Here is an 18,053-nt window from a genome sequence, read left to right on the forward strand (position 1 = left end):
TCCATCAGTCGCTCCCGAGGGAGTTCTCATGACTGCCCATACCCCCGACTCACGAGTGGCTCGGTCCGCGGTTCTCGGCGCTCGGCTCGATGACTTCGATCCCGAGATCGCCCTGGCGATCGAGGCGGAGCTGGCCCGGCAGCGCGACACGCTGGAGATGATCGCGAGCGAGAACTTCGCGCCGCTCGCAGTGATGCAGGCCCAGGGCTCGGTGCTGACCAACAAATACGCCGAGGGCTACCCGGGCCGCCGCTACTACGGCGGCTGCGAGCACGTCGACGTCATCGAGCAGCTCGCCATCGACCGCGTCAAGGAGCTGTTCGGCGCCGAAGCCGCCAATGTGCAGCCCCACTCCGGCGCCCAGGCCAACGCCGCCGTCATGGCCGCCCTGCTGCAGCCCGGCGAGACGATCCTGGGGCTGGACCTGGCGCACGGCGGCCACCTCACCCACGGCATGCGGATCAACTTCTCCGGACGCCTGTACAACGTGGCGGCCTACCAGGTCGGCGAGCGCGATCACCGCATCGACATGGAGCAGGTCCGCAAGCTCGCCCACGAGCACCGGCCGAAGCTGATCGTGGCAGGCTGGTCGGCATATCCCCGCCGGCTCGACTTCGCCGAATTCCGGCGCATCGCGGACGAGGTCGGCGCCTACCTGATGGTCGACATGGCCCATTTCGCCGGTCTGGTCGCGGCGGGCCTGCACCCCTCGCCCGTCCCGCACGCGCATGTGGTGACCACCACCACCCACAAGACCCTCGGCGGTCCCCGCGGCGGTGTGATCCTGTCCACCGCCGAACTCGCCAAGAAGATCAACTCCTCGGTCTTCCCCGGCCAGCAGGGCGGCCCCCTGGAACATGTCATCGCGGCGAAGGCCGTGGCCTTCAAGATGGCCGCCCAGCCGGAGTTCGCCGACCGCCAGCGCCGCACTCTGGAAGGAGCCGCGATCCTCGCCCAGCGGCTGCTGGCCGAGGACACCGAGGCCGCCGGAGTCAGCGTGCTGACCGGAGGCACGGACGTGCACCTGGTCCTGGTGGACCTGCGGCACTCCGAACTCGACGGCCGCCAGGCCGAGGACCGGCTGCACCGGATCGGCATCACCGTCAACCGCAACGCCGTTCCCTTCGACCCTCGCCCGCCGATGGTCAGCTCCGGCGTCCGCATCGGCACCCCCGCCCTGGCCGCCCGCGGTTTCGGGGCCGAGGAGTTCACGGAGGTCGCCGACATCGTCGCGACGGCGTTCCTGCCCGGCTTCGACGACGAGGTCGCCGCCGCACTGCGCGAACGCGTCCGGGTGCTCACCGACCGCTTCCCCCTGTACCCCGTCGACCCGCAGCGTGCGGCCCAGGAGGCTCGTCACTGATGCACCCGCGCGACAACGCTCCCGCCACGCCCGGGGACGCCCTCCCCGACCACCCCGACTTCCTGTGGCGCAACCCCGACCCCAAGCCGTCCTACGACGTCGTCATCGTCGGCGGCGGCGGGCACGGTCTGGCCACCGCCTACTACCTGGCCAAGAACCACGGCATCACCGACATCGCGGTCCTGGAGAAGGGCTGGCTCGCGGGCGGCAACATGGCCCGCAACACCACCATCATCCGCTCCAACTACCTCTGGGACGAGAGCTCCGGCATCTACGAGCACTCGCTGAAACTGTGGGAAACCCTCGAAGAGGACCTCGACTACCCCATCCTCTTCAGCCAGCGCGGTGTCCTCAACCTCGCCCACAGCCTGCAGGACATCCGCGACAGCAAGCGCCGTGTCTACGCCAACCAGCTCAACGGCATCGACGCCGAGTGGCTCGAGCCGGACGAGGTCGCAGAGGTCTGCCCCATCGTCAACATCTCACCCGACGTGCGCTACCCGGTGCTCGGTGCCACCTACCAGCCGCGCGCGGGCATCGCCAAGCACGACTACGTCGCCTGGGGGTTCGCGCGGAGGGCGGACGACTACGGCATCGACCTGATCCAGGACTGCGAGGTCACCGGCCTCGACATCCGGGGCGGCCGTGTGACAGGGGTGCAGACCACCCGTGGCCCGATCGCCGCCGGGAAGGTCGCGCTCGCGGCCGCAGGACACTCCTCGGTCCTGGCCTCCATGGCCGGCCTGCGCCTCCCGCTGCAGAGCCACCCGCTCCAGGCGCTGGTCTCGGAACTGCTGGAGCCGGTGCACCCGACCGTGGTGATGTCGAACGCGGTGCACGTGTACGTCTCCCAGGCACACAAGGGCGAGCTGGTGATGGGCGCCGGCATCGACAGCTACAACGGCTACGGACAGCGCGGCGCCTTCCACATCCTGGAACGTCAGATGGCCGCCGCGCTGGAGCTCTTCCCCGTCTTCGCCCGCGCCCACATGCTGCGCACCTGGGCCGGCATCGTCGACGTCACTCCGGACGCCTCGCCCATCGTCGGCACCACCCCCGTCGAGAACCTGTACCTCAACTGCGGCTGGGGCACCGGCGGCTTCAAGGCGACCCCGGGCGTCGGCTGGTGCTACGCGCACACGATCGCCACCGGCGAACCGCACCCGTACAACGCGCCCTTCACCCTCGCCCGCTTCACCACCGGCGCCCTGGTGGACGAGCACGGCGCAGCCGCCGTAGCCCACTGACCGCAGCCCCAGCCAAGGAGACCGGACATGCAGCTCATCGCCTGCCCCTGGTGCGGCGAGCGCGAGGAGATCGAATTCCACTACGGCGGGCAGGCGCACGTCGCCTACCCCGACGACCCCTACGCGCTCGACGACGACCAGTGGGCCCAGTACGTCTTCTTCCGCGACAACCCCAAGGGCCCGTTCGCCGAAAGGTGGGTGCACGCGGCAGGCTGCCGACGCTGGTTCAACGCCGTGCGCGACACCGTCACCCACGAGTTCCTCGCCGTCTACGACGTCCGCGCCCCGCGCCCTCTCCTCACGGGCAGCGCAGCCGCCGCACAGCAGCGCAAGGGCCAGGAGGCCAGCTGATGACCAACCCGTTCCGTGCCGGCGGCCACGGTCGCATCGACCGCGACACCACGCTCTCCTTCACCTTCGACGGCACCGCCTACACCGGGCACCCCGGCGACACCCTCGCCTCGGCCCTGCTGGCCAACGGGGTGCACCACGTGGCCGACAGCATCAAGTACGGACGGCCGCGCGGTGTCCTGGCCGCCGGAGCCGAAGAGCCCAACGCGGTCGTGCAGATCGAGGCCCCCTTCCCCGAGCCCATGCTCACGGGCACCACCGTGGAGCTGTACGACGGCCTCGACGCACGGGGGCTCTCCGGGCAGGGCCGCCTCAGCAGCCGGCCGGACACGGCCCGCTACGACACCCTGCACGCCCACTGCGACCTCCTGGTCGTCGGCGCCGGCCCCGCAGGGCTCACCGCCACACTGTCGGCCGCCCGCGCCGGCGCCCGCGTGATCCTCGTCGACGAACTCCCCGAGCCCGGAGGGTCGCTCCTCGGCAGCCAGGAACTGCTGGACGGCAGGCCCGCGACCGAGTGGGTCGGGGAGGTCGTCGCGGAACTCGACGCCTGCGCCGACGTACAGGTGCTGCAGCGCACCACGGCCTTCGGCCACTACGACGACGGACTCGTCCTGGCCCTGGAGAAGCGCACCGACCACCTCGGTGCGGCGGCACCCGCCCATGTCTCGCGACAGCGGATCTGGCGCATCCGCGCCCGGCAGGTCGTGTACGCCACCGGCGCCTACGAGCGTCCGGTCGCCTTCGACGACAACGACCGCCCCGGCATCATGCTGGCCGGCTCGGCGCGCACCTACCTCAACCGCTTCGGCGTACTGCCCGGACGGCAGGCCGTCGTGTTCACCACGAACGACAGCGCCTACCCGGCAGCGCTCGAACTGGCCGATGCCGGCGTGCGGATCGCCGCGGTGGTCGAGGCCCGCGAGGAGGTGCCGGCGCACTGGCGCACCGCGTGCGACGAGCGGGGCATCGAGATACGCACAGGGCACGTCGTCACCGGAACCAGCGGCGTCGAGCACGTCTCCCGCGCCCACGTCGCCCCCTTCAGCCGGGGGCGCCTCGGCGAACGGCAGGGCATCGACTGCGACCTGCTGCTCGTCTCCGGCGGCTGGAACCCGGCCGTCGCCCTGTTCAGCCAGGCCCGCGGCACCCTGCGCTACGACGCCGGGATCGGGGCCTTCGTGCCGGCGCAGGCGCCCGGCAGTGTCCGTACGGCGGGATCGGCCGGAGGCACCTTCACCCTGGCCGGCTGTCTCGCCGACGGCGGGGACGCCGCCTCGCGGGCCTTGTCGGCCCTCGGCAGGACCGGTCGGACTCTCACCCTGCCGAGCACCGGTCCGCTGCCGCAAGGGGCGCCCGGCCGGGTCCTGTGGCGGGTCCCGAGCCCCCGGGACGGGCAGGACGGCTCGCACCAGTTCGTCGACCTGCAGCGCGATGCCCTCGTCTCCGACGTACTGCGGGCGACCGGGGCGGGACTGCGGTCGGTGGAGCACGTCAAGCGTTACACCACGATCGGTACCGCCCACGACCAGGGCCGCACGTCCGGCGTGATGACGTCGGGCATCGTCGCCGAGGCGCTCGGGGTGGACGTCGCCGACCTCGGCACGATGCGCCTGCGTCCGCCCGCCGTACCCGTGGCCTTCGCCGCGCTCGCGGGCCGCAACCGCGGCGAACTGTTCGACCCGGTCCGGGTGACCGCGCTGCACTCCTGGCACGCCGAGCACGGTGCCCTGTTCGAGGACGTCGGCCAGTGGAAGCGCCCCTGGTACTACCCGCAGCCGGGCGAGAGCATGGAAGAGGCAGTGCTGCGCGAGTGCCGTGCCGCCCGCACGGGCGTCGCCATGATGGACGGCTCCACGCTCGGCAAGATCAACGTGCAGGGCCCGGACGCCGGCGTGCTGCTGGACCGGCTCTACACGAACATGATGAGCACCCTCAAGGTGGGCCGGGTCCGGTACGGCGTGATGTGCGGCGTCGACGGCATGGCCATCGACGACGGCACCGTGATCCGGGTGGCCGAGCAGGAGTTCCTGCTGACCACGACCACCGGCAACGCCGCCAAGGTCCTGGAATGGATGGAGGAGTGGCTGCAGACGGAGTGGCCGGACCTGCGCGTCCACCTCACCTCCGTCACCGAGCACTGGGTGACCATCCCCCTGGTCGGCCCCCGCTCCCGCGACGTGCTGGCCCTGGTGGCTCCCGACCTGGACGCCGACAACGACGCCTTCCCGTTCATGTCCTGGCGCGACGCAACCGTTGCCGGCATCCCGGCACGGGTCTGCCGCATCAGCTTCTCCGGTGAACTCGCCTATGAGATCAACGTCCCCGCCTGGGACGGCATCACCGTGTGGAACGCCCTGTACGCGGCCGGCGGCCCGTTCGGCATCACTCCGTACGGCACCGAGACCATGCACGTGCTGCGCGCGGAGAAGGCGTACCCGATCATCGGGCAGGACACCGACGGCACCGTCACCCCGCAGGACCTGGGCATGTCGTGGGTCGTGTCCAAGAAGAAGCCGGACTTCATCGGCAAGCGGTCCTTCTCCCGCGAGGAGAACCAGCGCGGCGACCGCAAACAGCTGGTGGGCCTGCTGCCGGCCGACGAGCGGGTCCTGCTCCCCGAGGGCGCCCAGATCATCGCCACCAGCAGCATCCCCCAGCCGCCGGTGCCCATGCTCGGCCATGTCACCTCCAGCTACCGCAGCGACGCCTTGCAGCGGACGTTCGCGCTGGCCCTGGTCCGCTCCGGAAGCGAGCGCATCGGCGAAACCCTCTACGTCCCGTTGGACGGCCGCACCGTCCCGGTGACCGTGACCGACCCCGTGCTCTTCGACAAGGAGGGATCCCGCCGTGACGGTTGAGACGCCCACTCGCTTCAGCCCGCTGGCCGCTTGGCAGGACGACCTGGCGCAGCTGCCCACCGGGGTGCAGGCGCGGGAACTGCCCTTCCTGACCCAGCTCACACTGCGGGTGCAGCCCGGCAGCACTGCGGCGAAGGCCGTCGAGGCCGTGCTGGACGTCACCCTGCCGGGGCCCGTGAGCGCGGAGATGTCCGGCGACGTCAAGGTGCTGTGGATGGGCCCGGACGAATGGCTGCTGGTCGCTCCCGACGGCCGGCAGGACGACCTCCTGGCACAACTGCGGTCGGCCGTCGGGGACGAGTTCGCCACCGTCACCGACGTCTCGGCCCAGCGCACGACACTGGCGCTGTCCGGGCACCTGGTGCGCACGGTGCTGGCCCAGGGGTGTGCCATCGACCTGGACCCGCGGGTGACACCCGTCGGCTCGTGTCTGAACACGCTGCTGGCGCAGGCCCCGGTCACGTTGGTGGTGCGGGGCGAAGCCGCCTCCGACGTCTGGCTGCTGGTCCGTTCCTCGTTTGCTTCCTACCTGGCCACCTGGCTCGTCGACGCCTGCACCGAATACCGCGGAGGCACCGGATGAGCATCAGCGTCTTCGACATGTTCAAGGTCGGCATCGGGCCGTCGAGTTCCCACACCGTGGGCCCGATGCGCGCCGCACACTCCTTCGCGTACGCCTTGGAGCAGGAGGGCCTGCTCGCGGAGACCAGCCGCGTCCATGTCGAACTGTTCGGCTCGCTGGGCGCCACCGGGCACGGCCACGGCAGCGTGAAGGCCGTCGTACTGGGGCTGGAGGGTGAGGTGCCCGAGCTCGTCGACCCCGCCGTCACGGCACCGACGATGGACCGCGTCCGGGCGACGCGGAACCTGCGGCTGCTGGGCAAGCACCCCATGGCCTTCCACCTCGACGACGACGTGATACTGCACCGTGGCAAGCGGCTGGCCTTCCACTCGAACGCCATGACCTTCGAGGCCACCGCCCAAGACGGGCGCCGCCTGGCATCACGTACGTACTACTCCGTCGGCGGCGGCTTCGTACTGGACGACTCGGAAGCGTTCAGCCCGCGGATCGTCCCGGACAGCACACCGGTGCGCCACCCGTTCACCACCGGCGCCGAACTGCTGGCGCACACCCGCACCACCGGCCTGCCGATCAGCTCGATCATGATGGCGAACGAACTGTCCTGGCGCAGCGAGGAGGAAGTCCGTGCCGGACTCCTGCACATCTGGTCGGTGATGCAGGAGTGCGTGCGCCGAGGCTGCACGCGGGACGGGGTACTGCCCGGCGGGCTCAAGGTGCGCCGCCGGCGGCCGCGCTGCACCGGAAACTGCTGGCCGCGGACACGGAGGCCGAGACGGACTCCCTGCACGCCATGGAGTGGGTCACCCTGTACGCGCTGGCCGTCAACGAGGAGAACGCGGCCGGCGGCCGGGTGGTGACCGCCCCGACCAACGGGGCGGCCGGCATCGTCCCGGCGGTCCTGCACTACTACGAGCGTTTCGTGCGAGAAGCCGGCCCCGACGGCATCGTCCGCTTCCTGCTGACCGCGGCCGCCATCGGCGTGCTGTTCAAGGAGAACGCCTCCATCTCGGGGGCCGAGGTGGGATGCCAGGGCGAGGTCGGCTCCGCCTGCTCGATGGCCGCGGCGGGCCTGGCCGAAGTCCTCGGCGGAACACCGGAGCAAGTGGAGAACGCCGCGGAGATCGGCGTCGAGCACAACCTCGGCCTGACCTGCGATCCGGTCGGCGGCCTGGTCCAGATTCCCTGCATCGAACGCAATGCGGTGGCGTCCCTCAAAGCCATCACCGCGGCACGGATGGCCGTGCACGGTGACGGCAGCCACCACGTCTCCCTCGACCAGGCGATCAAGACCATGCGGGAGACCGGAGCCGACATGAAGGACACGTACAAGGAGACCGCGCGTGGCGGTCTCGCCCTCAACGTCGTCGAGTGCTGAGGAGCCCTCCATGACCCGCGAGTTCGTCCTCACCCTCAGCTGCCCCGAACGCCCCGGCATCCTTCACGCCGTGACGTCGTTCCTCGTTCGGCACGGATGCGACATCACCGAACACCAGCAGTTCGACGACACCGACCACGGCATCGTGTTCCTGCGCACCGGCTTCACCGCCCTCGACGCGGAGATCACCGCGGACCGTCTGCGGGACACCTTCGCACCCGTGGCCGCGGAGTTCGGGATGGAATGGCAGCTCAGGGACGCTGCGCTCAAGCCGCGCGTGCTGGTGATGGTCTCGAAGTTCGACCACTGCCTCGCCGACCTGCTCTACCGGTGGCGCAGCGGCGCACTGGACGCCGAGATCGTCCTGGTGGTCTCCAACCATCCGGACCTTCAGCCGCTGGCCGCGGCCCAGGGCGTGCCGTTCGAACACGTCCCGGTCACACCCGACACCAAGCCCCGGGCGGAAGCCCGGCTGCTGGCTCTCGTCGAGGAGCATCGCATCGACCTCGTCGTCCTCGCCCGCTACATGCAGGTGCTCTCCGACGACCTCTGCAAGCGGCTGGAAGGCCGGGCGATCAACATCCACCACTCCTTCCTGCCGAGCTTCGCCGGCGCCAAGCCCTACCACCAGGCACACCGCCGCGGGGTGAAACTCGTCGGCGCCACCGCCCACTACGTCACCGCCGACCTGGACGAAGGGCCCATCATCGAGCAGGAGATCATCCGCGTCGATCACCGCGCCGGCCCCGGCCGACTCGTCACCGTCGGCCGCGACGCCGAACGCCTGGCACTGGCCCGCGCCGTCAACTGGCACTGCCAGGGCCGCATCCTGCTCCACGGCAACCGGACCGTGGTCTTCAGCTGACCCCGGATCCCCACGGACCGGTGCCGCACTGCTGTGCTCGCCTGCCGGGCCGGCGCCCCGCCGCGATGCCCGCGGCAACAGAGGAGGAGCCACGCGCCGAGGGCCGTAGGCCTCCTCCCTCCTCTCACACACGGCTCTGACGCCCGGTCACAGCTGACGCCCGCGAGCGCTCGGTCTCCGCCGGCGGACGTGCCGGAACTTCCAGCCGCTCCGCCTTGCCCCCGTCGCCCACGGCTTCGGAAGCCAACGGCGGCGGGGAGGGCCGATCGCACAGCGGACGGGGTGGGAGTCGGCAGTCGGCAGGGCTCGCTCAGCCGAGGGCAGCGGGGAGGCGACCGGGTCAGAGGTGCGGGGCAGGGCAAGTCGGCCACGGGTGGTGTTGATCAGCTTCTTCCAGGCGGGGGAGCAGTGGGCGCAGTTGTCCAGCCTTCGTCGACGAGCGGAATGAGGCGATCGTCCCGCGGAGCCCACGGCGTCCTCCAAGAGCTCGTGAGCGAAGTGTGCAGTCGCACCCCACAGGCTCGTCTACAGTAATCCATGGATTTATGGAGGATGCCATGTCGGCGAGCACGAAGAGCGGGACGAAGGCGCGGCTGTACGACGCGTTCGCGGCCAGCGGCAAGGCGCTGGCCAGCGGAAAGCGCCTGGAGCTGCTCGACCTGCTGGCCCAGGGCGAGCGCACCGTGGACGCGCTGGCGAAGGCGGCGGGCCTCAACCTGACCACCGCGTCGGCGCATCTTCAGACCCTCAAGCAGGCGGGCTTCGTCGCCACCCGTCGCGAGGGCGTGCGCATCCACTACCGGCTGGCCGGCGACGACGTGGCCCAGCTGTTCGCGCTGCTGCGCAAGGTCGCCGAGAGGCACCAGACGACGGTCCCGCCCGCCCGTGCCGCCTACCTGGGGGAGGACGGCGGGCCGGAAGTCACTCGCGAGGGACTGCGGGCCCGGGTGGAGACCGGAGACGTCGTCGTGCTCGACGTCAGGCCGGCGGAGGAGTACCGCGCCGGGCACATCCCCGGCGCGGTCTCCATCCCGGTCGAGGAACTGGCCGACCGGATCGACGAGCTCCCCGAGAACGCCGACATCGTCGTGTACTGCCGTGGCGAGTACTGCGTCCTGGCCTACGACGCCGTGCGATTGCTGACCGACCGGGGCCGCCGTGCGATCCGTCTCAACGACGGCATGCTGGAGTGGCGCCTGTCGAAGCTGCCCGTCGATGTCTCGGACCTGACGTGACCGGCCCGGGCGGTGACCTCCTCGTGCACCCGGGACCGCACGGCGAGCCCGTCCACCTCGACGACAACGTCACCACCCCGGCCGTTCCCCGGGTGACGACGCCGATGCCGCCGTCTCTGACGGACCGCCTCGGCGACCGGCCCAGCAGCCACACCCCCGCCGAGAGGTCGAGTCCCTGGCCACCACCCGGCCCGGCACCACCACCCACCACGGCCTCGAAGGCGCCGACGACCTGACCGCCGACCTCGCCGCGGCCCTCGACGCCGACTGGTCCCACCCCGTGCACGGGCCCGCGGCGCTGCTCGTCCGGCGCCGGGCCGATGCATGACGGCCCGCCCGCCCGCTGCCGAGACCGGCTCGTCCTGCACGACCAGGGCCACCCACCCCATCGATGCCCTTCCCGCCGGTCCCGCACCTGTCACCGCCGCTCCGGAAGAGAGACATGACCAAGACCGCGCCCACCGGCACGACGGCCGCCACACCCGACCCCGCCCAGGTCCAGCCCCGGATCCTGCGCGTCCTGGTCGCCTCTCAGATCCTCAGCGGCGCGGGGCTCGCCGCCGGCGTCACCGTCGGCGCCCTCCTCGCCCAGGAGATGCTCGGCTCCACCAGCCTCGCCGGCCTGCCCAGCGCCCTGTTCACCGCCGGATCCGCCCTCGCCGCCATCGCCGTCGGGCGCATCTCCCAGGTCCGCGGCCGCCGTCCCGGTCTCGCCGCCGGATACCTCACCGGCGCGGTGGGCTCCGCCGGCGTCATCACCGCCGCCGTCCTGGACAACCCGGTCCTGCTGTTCACCGCCCTGTTCGTCTACGGAGCAGGCACCGCCACGAACCTCCAGGCCCGCTACGCCGGAGCCGACCTCGCCGCACCCGGACACCGCGCCCGCGCCGTCTCCACCGTCCTGGTCGCCACCACCCTCGGCGGCGTCGCCGGCCCCAACCTCGCCGCGCCCACCGGCAGCTTCGCCGAACACCTCGGCATGCCCGACCTCGCCGGCCCCTTCATCCTCTCCGGCGCCGCCTACGCGCTGGCCGCCCTCGTCCTCGCCCTCTGGCTGCGGCCCGACCCGCTGGTCCTGGCCCGCACCCTCGCCGAGACCAAGGAAACCGAAACCGCCGCCGGGACGCCCACCGCAGACGACGCGGACACACGGGAAGGGCGCGGGGGCGTGGTCCTCGGCGCGCTCGTCATGGTCCTCACCCAGCTGGTCATGGTCGCGATCATGACCATGACGCCGGTCCACATGCACGACCACGGCCACGGTACTGCCGCCTCCGGCCTCGTCATCGCCGTCCACATCGGCGCCATGTACTTGCCCTCGCCGCTCACCGGCTGGCTCGTCGACCGCTACGGCCGCATGAAGACCGCCGCCGCCTCCGGAATCACCCTCCTGGCCGCCGGCATCCTCGCCGCAGCCGCGCCCGGCGACTCCGTCGCCCTCCTCGCGCTCGCCCTGGCCCTGCTGGGGCTCGGCTGGAACTTCGGTCTCGTGGCCGGTACCGCGATCATCACCGACACCGTCCCACTCGCCACCCGCGCCAAGACCCAGGGCCTGGTCGACGTCTCCATCGCCATCGCCGGCGCCACCGGGGGCATGGCCTCCGGCATCATGGTCGCCGCCACCAGCTACCCTGCCCTCGCCCTCACCGGTGGCATCCTCTCCCTGGCCCTCCTGCCCGCCGTCGCCGCCACCGCCTACCGCCGATGAGGACCGTCGTGAAGCCCGACACCCCCGCGCCGGACATGACCGTCGACGGCACCGGCCTGCTCTGCGTCACCCTCCTGCTCCGTCTGCGCAAGGAGATCGAGGGAGCCGAGCCCGGCACGGTTGTCCACGTCATCGCCACCGACCCGGCCGCACCGCTCGACCTGCCCGCCTGGTGCCACATGACCGGCCACCAATACCTCGGCCCCGTCCCTGGCCTCCAGGACGTCCATTCCCTCCGCCTCACCGCCCAGCCGGCCCAGACCCGACCTGACGCCCCCTGGCACCGGGCCACACCTGCTGCTGACCGTTGAGCCCTCTGGGCCGGCTCGGACAGTGCTGGAGCTGCGACAGGAGCCCGTCCTCGCGGGTCCGGCAGACGCAACCCCGCCCTGCTCCCGGCGCGGGCGCCGCTTCCGTCACCACCGCGGCCTCGCAGCACGTGCCGTCCCTTCGGCAGACGCGAAGCCGGCCGTGACCGCCTGATCCGGGGCCGGCTCGGCCGATTGCCCGAATCAACGGCAGGTACGTCGTCGAGGACGCCCATTGTCAGTGCGGTGCGCTTCACTGTCCGCCATGGAACTCACGCAAGCGACCGTCAACGACCTGCTGGCCCAACTCGGTCCAGGAGGCGGCTGTACGTACCTGCCCAGCGACCTGGACCCACAGGCGCTGACCGAACTGCTCGACAGCAGGTACGGTCTCCCGCGCACCCTCGTCCTCGACGGCTTCACCGATCCGACGGTCGACGAGTCCCGGGGCGCGGCCCTCCTCGCTCCCTTCGAGGACCGGGCCGTGACGATACGGGCGTGGGCGTACGGAAATCAGTGGGTCGGCACCGGTACGGCGCGGGACGCCGAGGGCGCCGTGCGGCCGGTGCTGGTGGTCGCTCACAGAGAGGTGCCGGAGCCGTTGGCGGTCGCTCGCGACGGGGACGGAGACGTCGACTGGGTGGAGCGGCTGATACGGATCACCGGCTGGACACTGCCCGCCCAGCGGCCGGACGTGGACTGGGCAGAGGTGGAGTCGCGCCTGGGAACCGCGCTGCCGAGCGACTACAAGCGCATGGTGGAGACGTTCGGCTCGGGCGCCTTCGACGCATGGCTGGACCTGAACCAGGAGCCGTGGACGTACCTCAGGGAGGACGGCCTGCTCATCTGGGCGGGCACGGAGCACGAGGACTCGTACTGCTGGAGAGCCGACGCCGGCGACCCCGACCGTTGGCCCGTCGTCGTCCGGTCCTTCGACGGTGAGGACGTCCCCTTCGACTGCCAGACCGCGGAGTTCGTCTGCCGCATCCTCACCGACCCGCACCACCCGTTCACGATGGCCCACTATTTCGACACCCACTGGTTCATGAACTACGCGGAAAGCGGCTGACGGAGCCGGCCGCCGACGGTATCCGCAGCGCCGGAGCCTGCGCATCCGCTTCGGGCTCCTTCGCGGATCCGTCGCGACAACCGGTCGGTGCGCAGTGCTCGGGCGCGCCGTTCCACGCCGAGGGGAACATCGCCACGGCGGGAGGCTGCACTGGGAAGCGGACGGCATCGTGCTGCCCACCAGGCGCCGCGCCTACCGCCGCGACGCCGATGGCCACCCCGTCCTCGACCAGGTCATGGTCTCGATCGACCTCAGCGACGTCCACTTCAGCCGACCGCACGAGAGCACCTGGCCGATGCGCCGTCAGCCACGTTCGATGCGCCTTTCCGGTGCTCGTGATGCGATGTGAAGCATCCGTTACTACGGTTCTATGGCGTATGACATAGAACCTGCAATGGTGAGGCTGTCGCCACCACGGGCATCGCGGTTCCGCCCTCAGCTGTGTGGCACCCCTCCGCTCACCGGCACGGACAGGCGAAGTCACCCAGAACGGGACGCGGGAGCCGGGCCACCGAGAGGAACTGATCGACATGGCATCCGTGCTGCACTTCAACGTCTTCGACGCCCCGGAGAAGCCGGTGGTGGGGGACCGCCCGCGGCCGTTCGGCCCACCGATGGCCTGGGACCCGATGACGTCGACACTGATCTACGGCGAGAGCGACGCGGTCCTGGTCGACCCGCTCACCACTGTCGCCGAGGCCGAGGCGCTGGCCGCCTGGGTCGAACTGCACCACCGTAACCTCACGACGATCTACATCACCCACGGCCACCTCGACCACTTCGCCGGGCTGAGCGTGCTGCTGCGTCACTTCCCCGGGGCGCGGGCCATCGCCACGCCGAAGACCGTCGACCTGGCACGCCGGCAGCCGGTGCCCTTCTACCGCAAGCTCCTGCCGGGTCAACTGCCGGCCGTGATCACGCTGCCGGAGCCCTACGAGGACGAGGCCTTCGCCCTGGAGGGCCACGAGCTGCGCATCATCGCGCAGGGCCACACCGACGCCCCCGACAGCACCTCCCTGCACGTGCCCGCGCTCGACCTCGTCGTCGGCGGGGACGTCCTCTACAACCAGTGCCACCAGTACGTCGCCCAGACCACGCCCGAGATCCGCGAGAACTGGATGACCGCGCTGGACCGGCTCTCCGCATTCAGCCCCAAGACCGCGGTCGCGGGCCACAAGAAGCCGGGTGTCGCCGACACGCCGCAGGCCATCGGTTGGACGAAGAAGTACCTCGTCGACTTCGACCGTCTCCAGAAGGAGACCTCCGGCGAACGCGAGCTGTTCGACGCCATGGGCGAGCTGTACCCCACCTGGGCCGCCCACCAGGCATGGCTGATGTTCGGCCTGTCCTGACCATCCACGACATCCTGCAGTGCTTGGCGAGGGCGGAGCTGGATACGGCTGCTCGGGCTCCAAGCCGTCCGATCCCACAGAGTCCCTGCAGGGGCCGGGTGCAGACCGAACTGCCCGTGGACGCTCGTCGCTCCCGGCTACATCACGCTGTCTCTCAGCACGCGATCGAGCGCTGCCCGGCCTGCGGGTCCCCATGTCGGCTTGCCGCCAGGCAGGCCCCGGTCTCCGTTCTGGCCCATCAGCATGAGGAACAGGCTCTTCAGAGCAGCCAACCCACGGGCGCGCCGGATCGTCGCCTTGTCGGCATGCGCGTACGCGTCGAAGAACCGTGAGGCGGCGCCCGCGGGAAGGACCACCCAAGCGGCCGCGAGGTCCCACGCCGGATCACCGGCGAACATGTCACCGAAGTCGATCACGCCCGAAAGCGTCCCGTCCGAGACGACGACATTCGCGGGATGCAGGTCACCGTGCACCCATACCGGCGCGCCCTCCCAATCCGGGGCCGCAACGGCATCGTCCCAGACGGCCCGGACCTCGTCGGCAATGCCGTCGGGAACAACGGCTCGGAAGAAGTGGTCGAAGCCGTCCGTGCACTTCTTGGGGTGAGCGCCGCGGTCCGAACTGGTCGGCGCCTCGCCGGGTGCCTCCACATGGAGCGCCCTGAGGAAGTCCGCCAGCGCGGCGGCAGCGTGGTCGCCGCGGCTGATCGAGGTGCGGTCCAGGGGCTCGCCCGGAACCCACGTCATGATGGTCCAGGACCTCGGGAAGCGCGCGGACGGTTCACCGATCCGCACAGGGTTCGGAACCGGTAGCGGCAGGCGCGGGGCCAGGACGGGCAGCCACCGGCACTCCTTGCGCTGGAGCTCCGGGGCCCGTTCCGTACGCGGCATGCGCACGGCCAACTCGTCCCCGAGGCGCCACTGTCGATTGTCCCATCCGCCTGCTACTTCGCGGATGACCAGACCCGCAAGGTCCGGATGCTGCTCCTGCAGCAGGGCGTGGACCAGGGCTGCGGTGATCTCGATCCCGGAGTCGGTCATGCGAAGGCACACTACTGGGTCGAGAGGTCTTGGAAGCCGTCCGGGAATGACACCGGCGGATCTGGTGGCCACCGCGCCCTGCTCCTCCTGGCCGCCGGCCATGAGACCACTTCTCGCGACGCTCCCCACCATGATGCCGGGGCGGTAACGGGGACTGAGCCGAGCACCGCTCGGCAAGCCGAACGCCCAGGGCGCGTCCGGGCGGGGTGGTACTTCCAGCACCTGCCGGGCAGTGTCCAATCTTCGCGGGCTGCCCAAGCACCTCCGAACGCCTTTGGTACACGACACGTACTTTCGACGCGGTCGACGCACTGGTCGCGTCCCGCGCTGCGCTGCCGTCGGTGGAGGAGCGCAAGCGGCTGCGCCAGGCCCGCGGCCTGACGCTGGACCAGGTGGCAGCGGCACTGAAGGTGCGCCGGGCCACGGTGTCCGGTTGGGAGTCGGTCAAGCAACAGACGTGCGTACGCCTCACGTTCCGGGCCGCGCGGCTCGACCGGCTTCCCCGTCCTCTGGGGCGAGGAGGTCCGCGAGCGGTTCGACGCCCCGGACCTCAACCTCGCCCGCTACCTCAAGGACGGCACTGTCACCGACACCGACAACGGCGAGTAGGGGAGGGCCATGAGCCTGTTCGGCGACGGCCTGGACGCCGCGGTGCAGAAATCGTTCACCCGCCCGGCCCCGAGAGCGCACCCGCGCAGATGCGCTACCCGGTCAAGCAGCTCAAGGGCACCTCGTATGGCTACGGCGAACGGACATGTAGCACTGCGTAGTGCCTACGGTCGAGCTGTGTTCACGACCGGGACCAGGGTCCCGGCCCCCACCCATCGACGGGTAGAGCTAACCCCCGGGCCGATCGGGGGGCGCAGCGGATGGTCCGGGGCGCCCCCGCGCGGCGAGAGTTGGGCCCATGAACACGCACAAGGCCCTGCTCGCCGCCCTGCTCGTCCCGCTCGGTGCCACCCTGGCCGTCGCCCCGGCCGCCTCCGCCGCCACCCCGCCCGCCCCGGCCGCCGCATCGGCCTCCGCCGTCGCCGCCGCGCCCGCCGGCCCGGAGGAGGCCGCGGCCGCCGCGTTCCGCTCCCCCGAGGCGGCCCTCGGCCGGGTGGCCCACCCGCTGCGCACCACCGAGCCCCGCGGCGGCCTGGGCGACCTCCGCCCGTTCGGCCGGATGGTCGGCGACGCCCGGGTGGTGGGCCTGGGCGAGGCCACCCACAGCTCGCACGAGTTCTTCACCGTCAAGCACCGGGTCTTCCGGTACCTGGTCGAGGAGAAGGGCTTCCGGGCCTTCGCCCTCGAAGCCCCGTGGAGCACCGGCCTGCGGATCGACGCCTACCTCCTGCGCGGCGAGGGCGACTTGAAGCAGATCATGGACGAGGAGTTCCAGGGCGACTACCGGTGGTGGAACAACGCCGAGTACCGCGATCTGCTCCAGTGGATGCGCGCGTACAACGTCAAGCACCCGAAGGACCCGGTCCGCTTCGTCGGCGACGACAGCGGGTTCGCCGGTGCCGAACTGTACGACGAGGTGAACGCCTACGCGGCCGCGGCCCGCCCCGAACTCGCCCCGCGGCTCACCGAGCTGTACCGGGGCCTGCGGCCCGCCACCGATGCCGAGACGTACGTCAACGACTACCTGTCGAAGCCGATGGCCGAACGGAAGGAGCTCGCCGAGCGGACCGGCCGGGCGGTGGACCTGCTCAAGCAGCGGCCCGGCACCGGCGCCGACGCCGACGCGCACGCCTGGGCCGTCCAGCACGCCACCGCGATCCACCAGATGACCACGCTGTACGCCTTCGACCTGGACGACCCACAGGGCATCACCGACGCCATGCTCCACCGCGACCGGATCATGGCGGAGAACGTCGCCTGGTGGCAGCAGCGGACCGGCGACAAGATCGCGCTCGCCGCCCACAACGGCCACATCGCCCTCAGGACCTACGTCCCCGGCACCTATCCGAAGGTTCAGGGCGACTTCCTCCGCGAGCAGTTGGGCGGCGGCTACCTGAGTGTCGGCCTCACCTTCGACCGGGGCTCGTTCAACGCCTTCGGCCAGGACGGCGGCGTCCACCGCTTCACCGTCGGCCCGGCCGCGCCCGGCACCACCGAGCACACCCTCGACCGGGTACGGTACCGCGACTTCGTGGTGGACCTGCGCAACGCCCCGGCGGCGGCCCGCGCCTGGCTCGCCGCGCCGCGCACCGTCAAGAACATCGGCGCCACCTACCCCGGGATCGCGGACGCCCCGCAGATCCGGCTCGCGGAGTCGCACGACGTCGTGATCCACCTCCAGCGGGTGGAGGCGGCCCGTATGCTCCAGTAGCACCGGGCCCGCGCGGCGCGGCGGCGGCGCGGGAGGTCGGCCGGTGCGAAGTCCCCGCGCCGCCGGTGCGTACCCCGCTCCCCTCCCGCTGCTTCCCCGCCCGGATCACCTTCTCCGACGCCGCCGCGAAACAGCTGGAGTCCCTCACCAGCGAAGCAGAGCTCCACGCCCTCGACCGCACCCTGGTCGTCATCTCCGTCACCCCCGAGATCGGCCAGCCGATCCCCGGCGACACCACCGGCCCCCAGCGGCGCCAGTACACCGACGACGTCGACCAGGGCCGCGTCCTGCACTTCGTCACCGCCCTGCGCACCGTGGTCGTCGTCGCCTGCATCGAGGTCCAGTCAGGGCCTGTTACGGAAGTGCATCGTCTGTC

15 protein-coding genes and 3 pseudogenes are annotated in these 18,053 nt (G+C 71.1%); 17 read left to right on the top strand and 1 reads right to left on the bottom strand.

Annotated elements, in window-relative coordinates; genetic code table 11:
• Window positions 1-28: 28 nt before the first annotated feature.
• From glyA to IE260_RS23710, 14 genes and pseudogenes are all read left to right on the top strand, one after another.
• The gene (gene glyA, locus IE260_RS23645; RefSeq protein ID WP_189875103.1) at window positions 29-1,363 is read left to right on the top strand and encodes a serine hydroxymethyltransferase; all 1,335 of its coding nucleotides are present in this window, start codon (window positions 29-31) and stop codon (window positions 1,361-1,363) included.
• Window positions 1,363-2,610 carry a sarcosine oxidase subunit beta family protein gene (locus IE260_RS23650; RefSeq protein WP_189875105.1) on the top strand — a complete coding sequence of 416 codons (1,248 nt, stop codon included), beginning with the start codon at window positions 1,363-1,365 and terminating at the stop codon, window positions 2,608-2,610. Before glyA ends, IE260_RS23650 begins: the two co-directional genes overlap by 1 nt.
• A gap of 27 nt (window positions 2,611-2,637) precedes the next feature.
• Window positions 2,638-2,961: a sarcosine oxidase subunit delta gene (locus IE260_RS43095; RefSeq protein WP_189875107.1), complete on the top strand. Its 324-nt coding sequence runs from the start codon at window positions 2,638-2,640 to the stop codon at window positions 2,959-2,961.
• Window positions 2,961-5,822 (top strand): 2Fe-2S iron-sulfur cluster-binding protein, encoded by a 2,862-nt coding sequence (locus tag IE260_RS23660; protein ID WP_189875109.1) that lies wholly within the window; start codon window positions 2,961-2,963, stop codon window positions 5,820-5,822. The genes IE260_RS43095 and IE260_RS23660 overlap by 1 nt, the downstream gene beginning before the upstream one ends.
• Entirely contained in the window at window positions 5,812-6,405 is a 594-nt protein-coding gene (locus tag IE260_RS23665) for a sarcosine oxidase subunit gamma (protein ID WP_189875111.1), read from the top strand. Before IE260_RS23660 ends, IE260_RS23665 begins: the two co-directional genes overlap by 11 nt.
• A pseudogene (locus tag IE260_RS23670) lies at window positions 6,402-7,780 on the top strand (L-serine ammonia-lyase). The gene IE260_RS23665 and the pseudogene IE260_RS23670 overlap by 4 nt, the downstream one beginning before the upstream one ends.
• Before the next feature lie 10 nt (window positions 7,781-7,790).
• Window positions 7,791-8,645 (top strand): formyltetrahydrofolate deformylase, encoded by an 855-nt coding sequence (purU, locus tag IE260_RS23675; protein ID WP_189875113.1) that lies wholly within the window; start codon window positions 7,791-7,793, stop codon window positions 8,643-8,645.
• Window positions 8,646-9,202: 557 nt separating this feature from the next.
• Window positions 9,203-9,880 (top strand): ArsR/SmtB family transcription factor, encoded by a 678-nt coding sequence (locus tag IE260_RS23680; protein WP_189875115.1) that lies wholly within the window; start codon window positions 9,203-9,205, stop codon window positions 9,878-9,880.
• Window positions 9,877-10,116, top strand: coding sequence for a hypothetical protein (locus IE260_RS23685; protein WP_189875117.1), 240 nt, complete (start codon window positions 9,877-9,879; stop codon window positions 10,114-10,116). The genes IE260_RS23680 and IE260_RS23685 overlap by 4 nt, the downstream gene beginning before the upstream one ends.
• A gap of 206 nt (window positions 10,117-10,322) precedes the next feature.
• On the top strand, window positions 10,323-11,588 hold the full coding sequence (locus IE260_RS23690; protein ID WP_189875119.1) for an MFS transporter: 1,266 nt from the start codon (window positions 10,323-10,325) through the stop codon (window positions 11,586-11,588).
• Window positions 11,589-11,596: 8 nt separating this feature from the next.
• Window positions 11,597-11,899: a sulfurtransferase TusA family protein gene (locus tag IE260_RS23695; protein WP_373303390.1), complete on the top strand. Its 303-nt coding sequence runs from the start codon at window positions 11,597-11,599 to the stop codon at window positions 11,897-11,899.
• A gap of 262 nt (window positions 11,900-12,161) precedes the next feature.
• Entirely contained in the window at window positions 12,162-12,965 is an 804-nt protein-coding gene (locus IE260_RS23700; protein ID WP_189875123.1) for an SMI1/KNR4 family protein, read from the top strand.
• Window positions 12,966-13,134: 169 nt separating this feature from the next.
• Window positions 13,135-13,314 carry a hypothetical protein gene (locus tag IE260_RS23705; protein WP_189875125.1) on the top strand — a complete coding sequence of 60 codons (180 nt, stop codon included), beginning with the start codon at window positions 13,135-13,137 and terminating at the stop codon, window positions 13,312-13,314.
• A 181-nt stretch (window positions 13,315-13,495) separates the two neighbouring features.
• A complete protein-coding gene (locus tag IE260_RS23710) occupies window positions 13,496-14,317 on the top strand; it encodes an MBL fold metallo-hydrolase (RefSeq protein WP_229881122.1) in 822 nt (273 codons plus the stop codon).
• A 137-nt stretch (window positions 14,318-14,454) separates the two neighbouring features.
• Here the strand turns inward: IE260_RS23710 and IE260_RS23715 are convergent, their stop codons facing one another.
• A complete protein-coding gene (locus IE260_RS23715; protein ID WP_189875127.1) occupies window positions 14,455-15,357 on the bottom strand; it encodes an aminoglycoside phosphotransferase family protein in 903 nt (300 codons plus the stop codon).
• A gap of 239 nt (window positions 15,358-15,596) precedes the next feature.
• On the opposite strand from IE260_RS23715, the pseudogene IE260_RS43380 reads away from it, so the two are divergent.
• From IE260_RS43380 to IE260_RS23730, 3 genes and pseudogenes are all read left to right on the top strand, one after another.
• Window positions 15,597-15,812 (top strand): annotated as a pseudogene (locus tag IE260_RS43380) (helix-turn-helix domain-containing protein); the annotation flags it as partial.
• A 452-nt stretch (window positions 15,813-16,264) separates the two neighbouring features.
• Window positions 16,265-17,677, top strand: coding sequence for an erythromycin esterase family protein (locus IE260_RS23725; protein WP_189875129.1), 1,413 nt, complete (start codon window positions 16,265-16,267; stop codon window positions 17,675-17,677).
• A gap of 65 nt (window positions 17,678-17,742) precedes the next feature.
• Window positions 17,743-18,018 (top strand): annotated as a pseudogene (locus IE260_RS23730) (hypothetical protein); the annotation flags it as partial.
• Between the last annotated feature and the right edge of the window lie 35 nt (window positions 18,019-18,053).

This window comes from Streptomyces viridiviolaceus (assembly GCF_014650995.1).
In the GTDB taxonomy this organism is placed as follows: Bacteria; Actinomycetota; Actinomycetes; order Streptomycetales; family Streptomycetaceae; genus Streptomyces; species Streptomyces viridiviolaceus.

Coding starts and splice junctions, on each gene's coding strand:
- IE260_RS23660 (WP_189875109.1), top strand. CDS start 2,961: ATGACCAACCCGTTCCGTGCCGGCGGCCACGGTCGCATCGACCGCGAC.
- IE260_RS23690 (WP_189875119.1), top strand. CDS start 10,323: ATGACCAAGACCGCGCCCACCGGCACGACGGCCGCCACACCCGACCCC.
- IE260_RS23725 (WP_189875129.1), top strand. CDS start 16,265: ATGAACACGCACAAGGCCCTGCTCGCCGCCCTGCTCGTCCCGCTCGGT.
- IE260_RS23680 (WP_189875115.1), top strand. CDS start 9,203: ATGTCGGCGAGCACGAAGAGCGGGACGAAGGCGCGGCTGTACGACGCG.
- IE260_RS23715 (WP_189875127.1), bottom strand. CDS start 15,357: ATGACCGACTCCGGGATCGAGATCACCGCAGCCCTGGTCCACGCCCTG.
- IE260_RS23700 (WP_189875123.1), top strand. CDS start 12,162: ATGGAACTCACGCAAGCGACCGTCAACGACCTGCTGGCCCAACTCGGT.
- IE260_RS23650 (WP_189875105.1), top strand. CDS start 1,363: ATGCACCCGCGCGACAACGCTCCCGCCACGCCCGGGGACGCCCTCCCC.
- IE260_RS43095 (WP_189875107.1), top strand. CDS start 2,638: ATGCAGCTCATCGCCTGCCCCTGGTGCGGCGAGCGCGAGGAGATCGAA.
- glyA (WP_189875103.1), top strand. CDS start 29: ATGACTGCCCATACCCCCGACTCACGAGTGGCTCGGTCCGCGGTTCTC.
- IE260_RS23710 (WP_229881122.1), top strand. CDS start 13,496: ATGGCATCCGTGCTGCACTTCAACGTCTTCGACGCCCCGGAGAAGCCG.
- purU (WP_189875113.1), top strand. CDS start 7,791: ATGACCCGCGAGTTCGTCCTCACCCTCAGCTGCCCCGAACGCCCCGGC.